This is a genomic window from Aquabacterium sp. TM01, assembly GCF_057808345.1.
On sequence record NZ_AP046529.1, the window covers coordinates 2,007,889 to 2,021,954 of the forward strand.

Below are 14,066 nucleotides of genomic sequence, written 5' to 3' on the forward strand. Positions count from 1 at the left end.
CGCGCAGGTTGCTCTGCCCCTCAACCCCGCCTGAGCCCAGGCGGGGTTTGTGTTTCCGAGCACCGACCGCCATGACAGCAGGAATTCACCATGCGCCATAAAAAAGCTACTCCCAATCGCAGCAATCGGGTCAATGACCAGATTCAGCGCGACGTGGCCGAGTTGATCCGCGATCTGAAGGATCCGCGGATCAGCAACATGGTCACCATCACCCACGTGGAGGTGACGCCCGACTACGCCCATGCCAAGGTGTTCTTCTCCTTGTTGGTGGGCGACGCCGCTGCTTGCGAAGAAGGTCTGAATGAGGCCGCGGGTTACATCCGCAATGGCCTGTTCAAACGTCTGCAGATCCACACGGTCCCGACGCTGCATTTCCACTTCGATCGCACCACCGAGCGTGCGGCCGAGTTGAATGCGCTGATCACCCGTGCCGTGGCTGACAAGGCCAAGGACGATGAAGGCGAGGGCACGCCTTCGTGAGCAAGCCACCGCGTCAGCCGCGGCGCCAATTGCATGGCGTCATCTTGCTTGACAAGCCTCTGGGCCTGTCGAGCAATGATGCATTGCAGAAGGTGCGCCGTCTGATGCGGGCGGAGAAGGCGGGCCACACCGGCACGCTCGACCCGCTGGCCACGGGCTTGCTGCCCTTGTGTTTCGGGGCCGCCACGAAGTTTTCACAGGTGTCCCTGGACGCCGACAAGCGCTACCTCGCCACCCTGAAGCTGGGGGTGACCACCACCACCGGTGACGCCGAGGGCGAGGTGCTTCAGACGCGCCCGGTGACACCAGAGCAGGTCAACGCTGACAGCATTGCGAAGGCCTGTGAACGTTTCACCGGCCCGATTGAACAGGTGCCGCCGATGCACTCTGCGCTCAAGCACCAGGGCAAGGCCCTGTACGAGTACGCGCGGGAGGGCATTGACATCGAGCGTCCGCCACGCCCGGTGACCATTCACCGCATTGACATCCTCAACTGGCACGGTGACGTGCTGGAATTGGATGTGCAATGCAGCAAAGGGACGTATATTCGCACCCTGGCGCAGGACATCGGTGAGGCCCTGGGTTGTGGGGCTCACTTGATCGGGCTGCGTCGCACAGGCAGTGGTGGTGTGAGCCTGCACGGTGCGGTGACGCTGGAGGCCTTGATGGCCGCAAGCGAAGCCGAGCGGGATACCCATTTGCTGCCTGCCGATATTTTGTTGAACGATTGGCCGGAGGTGCTCTTGAGTGAGCCTGAGGCCGCGCGTTTCCTCACCGGCTTGCGCCGGAGAACGAGTTTGGCCGATGCGCCCCAGGTGCGTGTGTATGGGCCCCATCCTGAGCCGGGCAGCCACCCGGATCGCCGTGTGTTGCTGGGCAGTGCCCACATCAAGGGCGGCGAACTGATCCCTACGCGCCTGCTGAGTCCGGCCGAGGTGGAAGGCATGCTGAGAGATTCAGCGCCTTGCACCGAGGTGGCGTCAGCCTCAGAAATTTGATTTAGGACCAAAGAGCTTTTATGAGCACTCAAATTCGCAACATCGCGATCATCGCCCACGTTGACCATGGCAAAACCACCATGGTTGACCAACTGCTGCGCCAGTCTGGCACTTTTGCCGAGCACGAAAAAGTGGTCGACACGGTGATGGACAACAACGCCATCGAACGTGAACGCGGCATCACCATCCTGGCCAAGAACTGTGCCGTGTCCTGGAAAGACACCCACATCAACATCCTCGACACACCCGGCCACGCGGACTTCGGTGGTGAAGTGGAACGTGCCCTGTCCATGGTCGACGGTGTGGTGTTGCTGATCGACGCGCAAGAAGGCCCGATGCCTCAAACGCGTTTCGTGACCAAGAAGGCCTTGGCCTTGGGTCTGAAGCCCATCGTGGTGGTCAACAAGGTGGACAAGCCTGGCGCGAACCCCGACAAGGTGGTGAACGCTGCGTTTGACCTGTTCGACAAGCTGGGTGCGACGGACGAACAGTTGGACTTCCCCGTGGTGTATGCCTCCGGCATCAATGGATGGTCTTCGAAGGTCGAGGGCGAGCCTGGCGCCAAGTGGGGCGAAGACATGTCTGCCCTGTTCGACACCATTCTGGAGCATGTGCCTGCGGTCAAGGGTGATGCAACCGCACCTCTGCAACTGCAAATCTCGGCGCTGGACTATTCCACCTTCGTGGGTCGTATCGGCGTCGGCCGCATCACCCAGGGTACCTTGAAGCCCGGTCAACAAGTGGCTGTGATGGCTGGCCCCGATGGCAAGGCCTACACAGGCAAGGTCAACCAGGTCCACACCTTCCAAGGTATTGACCGCGTGCAAGCCACCGAGGCCGGTCCTTCCGAAATCGTGTTGATCAGCGGCATTGAAAACATTGGCATCGGCGAAACCGTGACCGACCCGGCCAATCCTCAGCCTCTGCCGATGCTGAAGATTGACGAGCCCACGTTGACCATGAACTTCTGCGTGAACACCTCGCCTTTGGCAGGTCGTGAAGGCAAGTTTGTGACCAGCCGCCAAATCTGGGACCGCCTGCAAAAGGAACTGCGCTCCAACGTGGCCCTGCGCGTCAAGGAAACCGATGAAGACGGTATCTTTGAAGTGTGCGGCCGCGGTGAATTGCACTTGACCATCTTGCTGGAAGAAATGCGCCGCGAAGGTTACGAGCTGGCCGTTTCGAAGCCACGCGTGATGTTCAAGGACATCGATGGCGTGAAGTGCGAGCCCATGGAATTGGTGACCGCTGACGTGGAAGAAGAACACCAAGGCGGCGTGATGCAAGCACTGGGTTTGCGCAAGGGCGACATGATCAACATGGAGCTGGACGGCCATGGTCGTGTGCGCCTGGAATACCGCATTCCGGCTCGTGGCCTGATCGGTTTCAGCAACGAGTTCATGAACCTGACCCGTGGTTCCGGCCTGATCGCCTCGATCTTTGACGGCTACGAGCCGCACAAGGGTGACATCGGTGGCCGCAAGAACGGCGTGCTGATCTCCATGGACGACGGTGAAATCTTCACCTACGCCCTGGGTAAGCTGGATGACCGTGGCCGCATGTTCGTCAAGCCGAACGACCCCGTGTACGAAGGCATGATCGTCGGTATCCACAGCCGTGACAATGACCTGGTGGTCAATGCCACGCGCACCAAGCAACTGACGAACTTCCGCGTATCGGGCAAGGAAGACGCAGTCAAGATCACGCCGCCGATCGAGCTGACGCTGGAATACGGCGTGGACTTCATCGATGACGACGAGCTGGTTGAAATCACGCCGAAGTCGATCCGTGTGCGTAAGCGCCACCTGAAGGAACATGACCGCAAGCGCGCTTCGCGCGAATCCTGATCCGCACTGACGGATTGAGGTAAAAAGGCCGCGTGTGACAACGCGGCCTTTTTTTGTTCGATGCCTTGGGGGGTGAGATGGAGCGTGTGATTCAGACGGAGATCGTTGGGGGGCTGGGAGTCATCACCCTCAACCGGCCCAAGGCGCTCAATGCGCTGTCGCTGGAGATGGTTCGTGAGCTCACAGTGGTGCTGCGAGGTTGGTCCACGCATCCGGCCGTGCATGCGGTGCTGCTGCATGGTGCGCCGCGTCCTGCAGAGGCGGGCAAGCATCCGGTGACGCATTTCTGTGCTGGAGGCGACATCCGATTCATGCACGATGCCGCGCTGGCTGGGGATGCGGCGGTGGAGGACTTCTTCACCGAGGAATACAGCCTGGACCACCTGATTCACATGTATCCCAAGCCCACGATCGCCTGGATGGAGGGCGTGACGATGGGCGGCGGCATGGGCTTGGCGCAGGGGTGTGACCTGCGCGTGGCGACCGAGTCTCTGCGCATGGCCATGCCCGAGACCCGCATTGGCTTGTTTCCGGATGTGGGTGGAGGCTACTTCTTGTCGCGCTGCGTGGGGTCGGTGGGTGAGTACCTGGGCATCGTAGGGCCGCATCTGCATGTGACGGATGCCTTGACCCTGGGCCTGGCCGATGTGCATGCACGTTCAGTTGGCTTCGGGTCCTTGCTGGCCGACTTGCGGGCGCGGCCTGCACATGGCGATGAAGAGCTGATGGGGCGCTGCCGCGCGCACGTCGATCTGCATGGACTGACGCAGTTGCCGGAGGCGACCGTGACGGTGCATCTGGAGGCCATCAACCGACATTTCAGCCAGCACACGTTGCAGGACATCTGGGCATCTTTGCAGTCGGATGCCAGCGAATGGGCGACTCAGGTGCGCCAACAGATGGCGGGACATTCACCTCTGATGATGGGCGTCACGCTGGAACAGATCCGCCGTGGGCGCAGCATGCCTTTGGCCGATGTGTTCCGCATGGAGCGAACGATGGTGAGGCACTGCTTCCAGTTGCGCCCCGGTGTGGCCAGCGAGACGGTGGAGGGGGTGCGTGCGCTGGTGGTTGACAAGGATCACCGGCCTCGGTGGAACCCGTCGACGGTGGAGGCGGTCACGCCCGAGTTGGTAGAGGCGTTTTTCGAGGCGGTCTGGCCCCCTCATGCCCACCCCTTGCGGGATCTGCACGACCCGCTGTGACACTTGCGTGCGGGGAGTGCAGTCGGGCGCCATCCCCGTGGACTTTACTTGCAGCGGTAGGCGCGGGCGGTTTCGGTGGTGTTGAAATAACCCACGCTGGAAGTGCCCCACACCACATGGGTAGCCCCCATGGCCTCGGCGCGGCGCATCAGGTCATGGCGGATGTCATCGACCCCTTTGAGGCCGAACAGGCCTGTGAGGCCTGATGAGCCCGAGAGTTCGCCGAGGATTTGGCAGCGCTCGGTGGCCTGTGCGGTGCTGACGATGACGTCACCGCTGTAGTGACCGGGGGCGGTGGCACAGGCGCCGAGGGTGAGGGTCGACAGCACGCTCAAAGTGGTCAGGATGTGCTTCATGAGGGCCTCACTGAATGTCATCAGACAAAACCCAATGTAGCTGAGAAAATACTGGTTTGTACATGGGGGTCAGTCAGGGCGGTGTTTGTCCTTCTCAACACGGCCCCAGCCCCCGATAGAGCTCTTTTGTGACTGTGACCACTTTGCCTTCTCAAGACCTGAGTCCCTGGCGCGCCTGCGTGGCACCGATGCTCGACTGGACAGACCGCCACTGTCGTTACTTTCACCGCCTGCTGAGCCCGCACGCGCGGCTGTACACGGAGATGCTGACCACCGGCGCCCTGGTGCACGGCAACATGCTGCGCTTTCTGGAATACAACCAGGAGGAGCATGCAGTGGCCTTGCAGCTGGGGGGCAGCGAGCCGGCCGACCTGGCGCACTGCGCCAAGCTGGCCCAGCAGTTCGGCTACGACGAGGTGAACCTGAACTGCGGGTGCCCGAGCGAGCGGGTGCAACGCGGGGCTTTCGGGGCCTGCCTGATGAACGAGGCGACCTTGGTGGCCGATTGCGTCAAGGCCATGATCGATGCCGTGGGCGGCGACCCGAAGGTGCCCATCACGGTCAAGCATCGCATTGGCATCGACCAGATCGAGTCGTACGACTACGTGCGCGATTTTGTGGGCACCGTGGCCAACGAGGGCTGCGAGGTCTTCATCGTGCATGCGCGCAATGCCTGGCTCAAGGGCTTGAGCCCGAAAGAGAACCGCGAAATTCCGCCGCTGCGTTACGAGTTCGTGCACCAGCTCAAGCGCGATTTCCCGCACCTGACCATCGTGCTCAATGGCGGCTTGGCCGACAACGCCAGCTGCGTGGCGCAGTTGCAGCCGGGCGCGATGATTGACGGCGTGGCGCTGGACGGTGTGATGGTAGGGCGTGCGGCCTATCACAACCCCTGGTTGATGGCCGAATGGGATGAGCTGCTGTTTGGTTTGCCGCCGCGTGAACAAGCCCTGACACGTGAAGCCGTGGAGGCCGACATGGTGGCCTATACCGCACGTGAGATGGCGCGCACCGCCGGGTGGGCCCATGGCGAGGTGCGCTGGCCGCAGGTGATTCGCCATATCCTGGGCCTGTACCACGGCTTGCCGGGGGCGCGGCGCTGGCGTCAGGTCTGGTCAGACCACAAGCTCAAGGACTTGCCACCTGCCGAAGTGATGGCCATGGCGCACCAGCGTCCTTGAGGGTGGCCTTCACGGTGTGACACCCAGGCATGAAAAAAGGACACCGAGGTGTCCTTTTGATTGGGTGAGGCGCGGTGCCGAGGTGGCTCAGACGCGCTTCTTGTACTCATGGGTACGGGTGTCGATTTCGATCTTGTCGCCGGAGTCGACGAACAGGGGCACGGGGATTTCGAAACCAGTGCCGACGATGCGGGCGGGCTTCATGACCTTGCCGGAGGTGTCACCCTTGACGGCGGGTTCGGTTTCGATTTCACGCACGATCGTGGTGGGCAGTTCGACCGAGATGGCCTTGCCGTCGTAGAACACGACTTCGGCTTCCATGCCGTCTTGCAGGTAGTTGATCGCGTCGCCCATGTTTTCGGCTTCGATTTCGAACTGGTTGTACTCGGCGTCCATGAACGCGTACATCGGGTCGGCGAAGTAGGAGTAGGTGCAATCCTTCTTGTCGAGGATGATCTGGTCCATCTTGTCGTCGGCCTTGAAGACGGTTTCCTGACCGAAGCCGTTCAGCAGGCTCTTCATCTTGATGCGGACGGTGGCAGCGCCACGGCCGCCGCGGCTGTATTCGGTCTTCAGGACGACCATCGGGTCCTTGCCCTGCATGATCACGTTGCCAGCGCGGATTTCTTGTGCGAGTTTCATGTGGATTCCCGATTAGGGTCTGTGCAAAACTGAGACGCCTCTGGCCCCCCGATGGCTGCAAAGGTGAGTTTGCACAGGGAAACCTGCCAGAAGCAAAGCCAGCTATTTTACCCCGCCTGGGTGACGAAGTGCATCAATTGCGTGACGAGATCCTGCTGTTTGAGCAGGGTTTCTCGCGCATTCAGGGTGTGCCGAGGCCATGGGGCGCTGTCTGGGGCCCAGTCGGGCAATGAGGGGGGCACAGGCGCCAAACCGTTCCAGCCTCGCCAGGCGGCCATCACCTCGGTGCGCAGGTCGGCAGGCCAATCGCTCATCCAGCGGTTCATGAAGGCGTCCAGCTTGTCGGCATGCACGCCATCGTCCTGCTCGTAAATCTGCCAGACATGGGGCTTGCCGGCCCACAAGGCCCGCACGGCGGAATCTTCGCCGCGCACGAAGTTGAGGTCGCACGACCACAGGAGGTGATCGAACTCCGGCTGTGGCAGGGCGGGCAGGGGGTGCAGGTGAAGGGTGTTCGGCGGGGACGCGTCGAACAATCCGGCGGGGTGGTTTTGGGCGTTTTGCCAGGCCAGCCCCAATTGCGTGGCATGACCGTGGGCCAGCAGTACATGGGTGATGAGGGCAGCCGGATGCGGGCAGCTTGCCAGTTGCGTCAACAGGGCATCGACTGGGGCATTGGCATAGCAAAAAATGGACACCACACGTTCGCCAGGCGTCCAGGGAATGCCGAGGCGGTTTAGCCATGCCTGGCGTGCATGGGTATCCCAGGCGGCATGGCGCGAGAGCAGGTCGGGCTCCCGAAGCAGGCCACCCGTGGCAGGCGTGAAGCCAGGGTAGAAGAAGCGCTTGCGCAAGCCGGCGCCCGGGCCATGCCAGACGGGGGAAGGCAGGCCGTGACTGCGCTCCACATAGTCTTCGGCACTGAGGTATTCGAGGTTCACCCATTGGGGCGGAGCGGGGCGCTGCATGCGAGCGACGAAGGCATCGGGCAGGTGGCAGCCGAAGGCTTCGATGACGACGTTGCCGGCAACCAGCGGGTGCGCATCCGGCAGAGCCTCGGCGTCCGTCCAGTGGCACACGGTGACGCCAGCCTGACCCCGCCCGGTTTGCAGGCCCAGATCCGGGTCCGTGCTCCAACTCACCTGGGGCGCCATCCAAGACAGGGCGCTGGCGTCGTCCACCCACAGGCGGACCTGATGGCCGCGTTGGCCCAGATCGGAGGCCAGACGCCAGCACACCCCCATGTCACCGAAGTTGTCGATGACGCGACAGAAAAGATCCCACAGCATGGCGCGGATTATGGCAACCCGCGTGCATGGAGGGGCAGCGCTCGGGGACAATCACACCCATGAGTGAGCCGATTGATGTACAGGATTCATCCAGCGAGGGCGCGGCGCCGGGCCCAGACCTGGAGCGTGAGCGCATCTGGGCGCGTTTGCTGCAGGAGGTAAGCACCTTGCCGGCCTTGCCGGGGGTGTACCGCTATTTCGATGCCAAGGGAGATGTGCTGTACGTGGGCAAGGCGCGCGACCTCAAGCGCCGGGTGTCGAGCTACTTCCACAAGAACCACGGCGGTTCGCGCATCGGGCACATGGTCTCGAAGATCGTGCGGATGGAGACGACCGTGGTGCGCAGCGAAGCCGAGGCGCTGCTGCTGGAAAACAACCTCATCAAGACGCTCAACCCGCGCTTCAACATCCTGTTTCGGGATGACAAGAGCTATCCGTATTTGAAGATTGCGTCGCATGCGTTCCCGCGCATGAGCTACTACCGTGGGGCGGTGGACCGCAAGCACCGCTACTTCGGCCCCTTTCCGAATGCCTGGGCGGTGAAGGAAACCATCCAGTTGCTGCAGAAAGTGTTCCAGATCCGCACCTGCGAGGACTCGGTCTACAACCACCGCACGCGACCGTGTTTGCTCTACCAGATCAAGCGCTGCAGCGGCCCCTGCGTGGGGCTGGTGAGCGACGAGGACTACCGCAACAGCGTGGCCCAGGCCGAGCGCTTTTTGCTGGGCGAGCCTGAGGCGGTGATGGCCGATTTGCAGCACCGGATGATGGCGCATGCCGAGCGCATGGAATACGAGAAGGCGGCGGAGTTTCGCAACCAGATCTCTGCGCTGTCGACCGTGTTGCACCAGCAGTCGGTGGACACGGTGATGGACAAGGACGTGGACGTGCTGGCCGTGAAGGTGAGCGGCGGGCGCGCCTGCGTGAACCTGGCCATGGTGCGGGGTGGGCGCCACTTGGGCGATCGAGCGCATTTCCCGGTGCATGTGCAAGACCATGTGTTGGCGCCGGACGAGGCGGAGGAGTCGGCCAGCATTGAGGCGCAGAGCGAGCCGCCTACGCCTGCCAACGACGCTCCAGATGTGCGCGATGTGGAGGCCCTGGTCCACGCCACCGAAGTCCGGGTGCTGGAGGCGTTTCTGACGCAGCACTACCTGGGCGGCGCCGTGCCGCCCCTGTTGATCTTGAGTCACCCCGTGAACCCGGCGCTGATCGAAGCGCTGGGAGAGCAGGGCGGCCGCAAGATCACGGTGGTGCACCAGCCGCGTGAACAGCGTCGGGCCTGGCTGGAAATGGCCATCAAGGGGGCCGACTTGTCCCTGGCGCGCCTGCTCAGCGAGGAAGGCTCACAACAGGCACGCACGCGGGCGCTGGTGGAGGCACTCAGCCTCGATCTGGACCTGGATGCCCGAGAGGCCGGCCTGGACGAGACGGCCGAAACGCCGGAAGAGGGCGATGCGGCGGCACCATCGACCCCGGCGGCCGCGGCCCACGACCCACTGGCGGGCTTGCGCATCGAATGTTTCGACATCAGTCACACGGCGGGCGAGTCCACACAGGCCTCTTGCGTGGTGTACGAGGGGCACAAGATGCAGCCCTCGCAGTACCGGCGCTACAACATCACCGGCATCACCCCGGGTGATGACTATGCCGCGATGAAGCAGACTCTGGAGCGCCGTTACAGCGCCGCCGGCACCAAGGCCGCCCGGGTGCCCGACCTGGTGCTGATCGACGGTGGCAAGGGGCAGGTGGCGATGGCCCGCGACGTGTTTCAGACCCTCGGTTTGCCTTTGTCCATCATCGTGGGGGTGGAGAAGGGGGAGGGGCGCAAGGTGGGCCTGGAAGAGTTGGTGTTTGCCGACGGGCGCCCCAAGTTGGCCCTGTCACCCAGCTCGGCCGCCCTGATGCTGGTGGCCCAGATTCGGGACGAGGCCCACCGTTTTGCCATCACCGGCATGCGTGCGCGGCGCGCGAGCGTGCGCACGGGCGGCAGTCGCCTCGAAGACATTGCGGGCGTTGGGCCGAAACGCCGTGCGAAACTGCTGCAGCGGTTTGGCGGCGTCAAAGGCGTTGCCTCAGCGAGTGTGGAAGAACTGGCAAGCGTGGAGGGGATATCGCATGAGCTGGCAGAAGAGATTTACAAAGCCTTGCGCTGATGCATCTGGCGGGCGAGCTCGCCTGTGGGCTGCGCTGGCGGTGTCTGCCGTGATGGCCGGGTGCAGCCTGCTGCCCTCAGACAAAGGGGCAGCCCCCCCAGCGAAGATGCCAGAGGGCGCCCCCGCCAAGGCCGAACCCGGCACCTCGGGCTCGCCGCGTGTGGTGAAACTGGCCGCGCCGGCCACGCCGCGAAACTGGGCCCATGCGCGCGAGCAGGCGGCTCGCCGGATGGTGGCTGCCAGTCCCGATCAGAGCTACACCCATGCCTCGCCGCCGGTGCTGCTGGCCATTCCGGTGTTGACCATCGAGTTGAATGCCGACGGCTCCGTGCGCGACATCGATGTCATGCGTTACCCCAGTCAAGCTCGTGACACCGTGCAGCTGGCCATCCAGGCTGTGCGCCGTGCGGCGCCCTTCGGCAATGTCTCCAAGCTGCCCAAGCCGTGGAAGTTCAATGAGACCTTCCTGTTCAACGACCAACGTCAGTTCAAGCCGATGACGTTGGATCGCCGTTGAGCGCCGCTGACGGCCGTGGTTCACGGCACAATGCTTCCATGTTTCTTACCTTGCCCACCATGCTCACATGGGCGCGGATCGTTGCGATTCCGCTCATCGTGGCCGTCTTCTATCTGCCTTGGTCGCAGGCACAGATCAACTTGACCGCTGCGGCTTTGTTCGTCGTGGTGGCCGCTACCGACTGGCTGGATGGCTGGTTGGCGCGTCGTTTGAACCAGACTTCGGCTTTTGGCGCGTTTCTGGATCCGGTGGCCGACAAGTTCCTGGTGTGCGCGTCGATTTTGATCCTGTTGGATCTGGGCCGGGTGAGTGCCCTGGTGGCCTTCATCATCATTGGTCGCGAAATCGCCATTTCTGCTTTACGAGAGTGGATGGCCAAAATCGGCGCCTCGGGCAGCGTGGCCGTGCACATGTTGGGTAAGCTGAAAACAGCCACGCAAATGTCGGCCATCGTGCTGCTGTTGCTGAACGCTGACGTTTTCGGGCTGTTTCACAGCCACGTGGTGGGCACCTGGTTGATCTACATCGCCTGTGCGTTGACGATCTGGTCGATGATTTACTACCTGCAGAAGTCTTTGCCGGACATCCGAGCCAAGTCACGCTGAGTTTTTTTGTTGTACTGCGAAGGGAAGTTGTCGTGAACAAGTCCGAGTTGATTGAGCACATTGCCCAACAGGCAGACATCTCCAAGGCGGCCGCAGGTCGTGCGCTGGAGGCGGTGATCGGTGGCATCCAGACTTCCCTCAAAAAAGGTGACACCGTGTCGCTGCTGGGTTTCGGCACCTTCGCCGTGAGCACCCGCGCAGCCCGCACCGGGCGCAATCCGCGCACCGGCGCGGAGATCAAGATCAAAAAAGCAAAGGTGCCCAAGTTCCGCCCCGGCAAGGCCCTGAAGGACGCGCTCAATTAATGTAAGATAGCCGGCTTGAGTGCGATCGGGTGCTTAGCTCAGTTGGTAGAGCGGCGCCCTTACAAGGCGTAGGTCGGGGGTTCGAGCCCCTCAGCACCCACCATCCCGATGGGCACTTCTGCAAGGCGAACCACGGTTCGCCTTTGTGTTATCTGGGCCACGTTTTTAATCAGCGTGACACCGATTCCCAAGCTACAGCAGGCCAGCCTCCAACTGGCCAACAGCCATGTTTGATTTCGTTCGCAGAAACACCCGCATCCTCCAGCTGATTCTGGTTCTGTTGATCCTGCCTTCCTTTGTTCTGGTGGGCATGGAAGGGTATTCGCAGTTCACCGACAACGCCGGCACCGTGGCGAAGGTGGGCAAGCAGAAGGTCTCTCAACAAGAGTGGGACAACGCGCACCGCAATTTTGTGGAGCGTCAGCGTTCCCAGCGCCCCGATCTGGACATCAGCCTGTTTGACCGGCCTGAGGTGAAGCAGCAGTCGCTGGACGCGCTGATTCGCGAGTACGTGCTGCTGATGGCCGCCAATGACCAGCATCTGACGGTGCCGGCTGGGCGCATCATGCGCATCTTCGCGAACGATCCGCAGTTTGCTGCATTGCGCAACCCGGATGGCTCGGTCAACAAGGCTTTGCTCGAAGCCCGTGGCATGACGCCGCTGCAACTGGAAACCATGCTGCGTCAGGAGCTGACGGTGGCCCAGGTGCTGGGGGGCGTGCAGATGTCCAGCCACGGCGCACAACTGTCGACGCGCTCTGCGGTCGACGCTTTGTTCCAAGTGCGCGACGTGCAATGGCTGAAGTTTGAGCCCAAGGCCTATGTGGCCCAGCTGAACCCGACCGCTGAACAGCTGCAGGCCTTCTATAAGGACCCCGCCAACGCCGCATGGCTTACCACGCCTGAGCAGGCCGATGTGCAGTATGTGGTGCTGGATCTGGACACCCTGAAGGCGCGCGTGTCGGTGTCGGAAGACGATCTGCGTCGCGCCTACAAGGAAAACATCCAGCGCTACTCGACGCCGGAAGAGCGCCGTGCCAGCCACATCCTGATCAAGGCCGAGGCCAGTGCTTCGGCTGATCAAAAGAAAGCGGCACGTGCCAAGGCCGAGCAGCTGCTGGCCCAACTGCAAAAGAGCCCCGCTCAATTTGCCGAACTGGCCCGCAAGAACTCTGACGATCCGGGTTCAGGTGCCAACGGCGGCGACCTGGATTTCTTTGGCCGTGGCGACATGGTCAAGCCTTTTGAAGATGCAGCCTATGCCCTGAAGCCCGGACAGCTCAGCGGCGTGGTGGAGAGCGAGTTTGGCTTCCACATCATTCAGTTGACCGCTGTGCGCGGTGGCGAGACCAAGCCTTTTGAGGCCGTTCGTGCCGAGATCGAAGACGATGCGCGCAAGCAACTGGCGCAGCGTCAGTATGCCGAGGCCGCTGAGAAGTTCACCAACATGGTGTACGAACAGTCGGACAGCCTGCAGCCGGTGGCCGATGAGCTGAAGCTGCCCATCCAGACGGTGAATGGCGTGCTGCGTCAGTCGGGTACCAAGGAGCAAGGCGCTTTGTCGAATCGTCGCCTGCTGGAGACGCTGTTTGATCCGACCAACCGGGCCAAAGGCCACAACACCGAAGCGGTGGAGGTGGGTACGAACAAGCTGGTTTCGGCGCGCATGGTGAAATACCGCCCGGCCGCCCTGATGCCGTTCGAGCAAGCCCAGGCGCAGGTGCGTGAGCGTTGGATGACCGCGCAGGCCTTGAAGGCTGCACGGGCGGATGCCGAGCAGAAGATGGCGCTGTGGAAGCAGGCCCCCGAGAAGGCGGTGCTGCCGGCTGCGGTGCAGATGTCGCGTCGCACGGTGTTTGCCCAGCCTGCTGCGGTGCTGGATGCGGCCTTGCGCGTGCCTGAGAAGCAATTGCCGGCCTGGACGGTGGTGAGCCTGGGTGACGAGGGCGTGGCGCTGCTCAAGGTCAACAAGGTGGTACCTCTAGAGGTCAAGCCCGAAGAACTGAAGGAAATGCAGACGCAGTTCGGTGGCTACTGGGCGCGTGCCGAGGCCGATGCCTACTACCGTGCGCTCAAGCGTGAGTACAAGGTCGAGTACCTGAACGAAGGCAAGAAGGTGGTTGAGAAAGCCACAGCGGCGCAAAAATCTGCGTCGGCCTTGTAAGAAGGTGCGAAAACGCGCTATACTTTAATTCTGTTCTGCGGTGGCTATAGCTCAGTTGGTAGAGTCCCAGATTGTGATTCTGGTTGTCGTGGGTTCGAGTCCCATTAGCCACCCCACCGCATAAGTAAACGCCGACAAGTCTGGTACTTGTCGGCGTTTTGCTTTGTGGGTTAGGAAACGCTGTGGCCGCCAATGTGTGACCCAACTGGTGTCTGGCGGGCCATCGCGGCGGCACCTGTGTGGTGCATCAGAGACAATGACAAGCCCATCGCGCTTGTTCCATCCGGGCTCACGCCATGAGCCTGGAATCGGGGAAGATGA

13 protein-coding genes and 2 tRNA genes are annotated in these 14,066 nt (G+C 62.1%); 12 read left to right on the forward strand and 3 right to left on the reverse strand.

Features of this window, described 5'->3' with window-relative positions:
* Window positions 1-90 precede the first annotated feature (90 nt).
* The 4 genes from rbfA to AC3WW4_RS09200 all read left to right on the forward strand — a co-directional run bounded on the left by rbfA (window position 91) and on the right by AC3WW4_RS09200 (window position 4,530).
* On the forward strand, window positions 91-480 hold the full coding sequence (gene rbfA, locus AC3WW4_RS09185; protein WP_306564914.1) for a 30S ribosome-binding factor RbfA: 390 nt from the start codon (window positions 91-93) through the stop codon (window positions 478-480).
* 44 nt (window positions 481-524) lie between these two features.
* On the forward strand, window positions 525-1,478 hold the full coding sequence (truB, locus tag AC3WW4_RS09190; RefSeq protein ID WP_488828117.1) for a tRNA pseudouridine(55) synthase TruB: 954 nt from the start codon (window positions 525-527) through the stop codon (window positions 1,476-1,478).
* Between the two features lie 20 nt (window positions 1,479-1,498).
* Entirely contained in the window at window positions 1,499-3,325 is a 1,827-nt protein-coding gene (typA, locus tag AC3WW4_RS09195) for a translational GTPase TypA (RefSeq protein ID WP_488828118.1), read from the forward strand.
* A gap of 77 nt (window positions 3,326-3,402) precedes the next feature.
* Window positions 3,403-4,530 carry an enoyl-CoA hydratase/isomerase family protein gene (locus tag AC3WW4_RS09200; RefSeq protein ID WP_488828119.1) on the forward strand — a complete coding sequence of 376 codons (1,128 nt, stop codon included), beginning with the start codon at window positions 3,403-3,405 and terminating at the stop codon, window positions 4,528-4,530.
* Window positions 4,531-4,574: 44 nt separating this feature from the next.
* On the opposite strand, the gene AC3WW4_RS09205 is transcribed toward AC3WW4_RS09200, so the two are convergent.
* Complete coding sequence (locus tag AC3WW4_RS09205) at window positions 4,575-4,886, reverse strand: DUF4156 domain-containing protein (RefSeq protein WP_488828120.1); 312 nt, start codon at window positions 4,884-4,886, stop codon at window positions 4,575-4,577.
* A 128-nt stretch (window positions 4,887-5,014) separates the two neighbouring features.
* Here AC3WW4_RS09205 and dusA point away from each other — a divergent pair, with 128 nt between their 5' ends.
* Window positions 5,015-6,067, forward strand: coding sequence for a tRNA dihydrouridine(20/20a) synthase DusA (dusA, locus tag AC3WW4_RS09210; protein ID WP_488828121.1), 1,053 nt, complete (start codon window positions 5,015-5,017; stop codon window positions 6,065-6,067).
* An 87-nt stretch (window positions 6,068-6,154) separates the two neighbouring features.
* Here the strand turns inward: dusA and efp are convergent, their stop codons facing one another.
* Together efp and earP are read right to left on the reverse strand one after the other, a co-directional pair.
* The gene (gene efp, locus AC3WW4_RS09215; RefSeq protein WP_488828123.1) at window positions 6,155-6,709 is read right to left on the reverse strand and encodes an elongation factor P; all 555 of its coding nucleotides are present in this window, start codon (window positions 6,707-6,709) and stop codon (window positions 6,155-6,157) included.
* A 107-nt stretch (window positions 6,710-6,816) separates the two neighbouring features.
* The gene (earP, locus tag AC3WW4_RS09220) at window positions 6,817-7,998 is read right to left on the reverse strand and encodes an elongation factor P maturation arginine rhamnosyltransferase EarP (RefSeq protein ID WP_488828124.1); all 1,182 of its coding nucleotides are present in this window, start codon (window positions 7,996-7,998) and stop codon (window positions 6,817-6,819) included.
* A gap of 59 nt (window positions 7,999-8,057) precedes the next feature.
* On the opposite strand from earP, the gene uvrC reads away from it, so the two are divergent.
* From uvrC to AC3WW4_RS09255, 7 genes are all read left to right on the forward strand, one after another.
* A complete protein-coding gene (gene uvrC / locus AC3WW4_RS09225; protein ID WP_488828126.1) occupies window positions 8,058-10,154 on the forward strand; it encodes an excinuclease ABC subunit UvrC in 2,097 nt (698 codons plus the stop codon).
* 106 nt (window positions 10,155-10,260) lie between these two features.
* Window positions 10,261-10,671 carry a hypothetical protein gene (locus AC3WW4_RS09230; protein ID WP_488828127.1) on the forward strand — a complete coding sequence of 137 codons (411 nt, stop codon included), beginning with the start codon at window positions 10,261-10,263 and terminating at the stop codon, window positions 10,669-10,671.
* A 38-nt stretch (window positions 10,672-10,709) separates the two neighbouring features.
* Window positions 10,710-11,276, forward strand: a complete 567-nt coding sequence (gene pgsA, locus AC3WW4_RS09235; RefSeq protein ID WP_488828128.1) for a CDP-diacylglycerol--glycerol-3-phosphate 3-phosphatidyltransferase — start codon at window positions 10,710-10,712, stop codon at window positions 11,274-11,276.
* A 14-nt stretch (window positions 11,277-11,290) separates the two neighbouring features.
* Complete coding sequence (locus AC3WW4_RS09240) at window positions 11,291-11,581, forward strand: HU family DNA-binding protein (protein ID WP_488829717.1); 291 nt, start codon at window positions 11,291-11,293, stop codon at window positions 11,579-11,581.
* A 27-nt stretch (window positions 11,582-11,608) separates the two neighbouring features.
* Window positions 11,609-11,684: transfer RNA gene (locus AC3WW4_RS09245), tRNA-Val, on the forward strand.
* A 123-nt stretch (window positions 11,685-11,807) separates the two neighbouring features.
* Window positions 11,808-13,745, forward strand: a complete 1,938-nt coding sequence (locus tag AC3WW4_RS09250; protein ID WP_488828129.1) for a SurA N-terminal domain-containing protein — start codon at window positions 11,808-11,810, stop codon at window positions 13,743-13,745.
* A 40-nt stretch (window positions 13,746-13,785) separates the two neighbouring features.
* A tRNA-His gene (locus AC3WW4_RS09255) sits at window positions 13,786-13,861 on the forward strand.
* The last annotated feature ends 205 nt before the right edge of the window (window positions 13,862-14,066 follow it).

Bases quoted from the DNA above. Each gene is read 5' to 3' on its own strand.
- rbfA (WP_306564914.1), top strand. From the start codon at position 91: ATGCGCCATAAAAAAGCTACTCCCAATCGCAGCAATCGGGTCAATGAC.
- typA (WP_488828118.1), top strand. From the start codon at position 1,499: ATGAGCACTCAAATTCGCAACATCGCGATCATCGCCCACGTTGACCAT.
- AC3WW4_RS09200 (WP_488828119.1), top strand. From the start codon at position 3,403: ATGGAGCGTGTGATTCAGACGGAGATCGTTGGGGGGCTGGGAGTCATC.
- AC3WW4_RS09205 (WP_488828120.1), bottom strand. From the start codon at position 4,886: ATGAAGCACATCCTGACCACTTTGAGCGTGCTGTCGACCCTCACCCTC.
- efp (WP_488828123.1), bottom strand. From the start codon at position 6,709: ATGAAACTCGCACAAGAAATCCGCGCTGGCAACGTGATCATGCAGGGC.
- earP (WP_488828124.1), bottom strand. From the start codon at position 7,998: ATGCTGTGGGATCTTTTCTGTCGCGTCATCGACAACTTCGGTGACATG.
- uvrC (WP_488828126.1), top strand. From the start codon at position 8,058: ATGAGTGAGCCGATTGATGTACAGGATTCATCCAGCGAGGGCGCGGCG.
- AC3WW4_RS09230 (WP_488828127.1), top strand. From the start codon at position 10,261: ATGCCAGAGGGCGCCCCCGCCAAGGCCGAACCCGGCACCTCGGGCTCG.
- pgsA (WP_488828128.1), top strand. From the start codon at position 10,710: ATGTTTCTTACCTTGCCCACCATGCTCACATGGGCGCGGATCGTTGCG.
- AC3WW4_RS09250 (WP_488828129.1), top strand. From the start codon at position 11,808: ATGTTTGATTTCGTTCGCAGAAACACCCGCATCCTCCAGCTGATTCTG.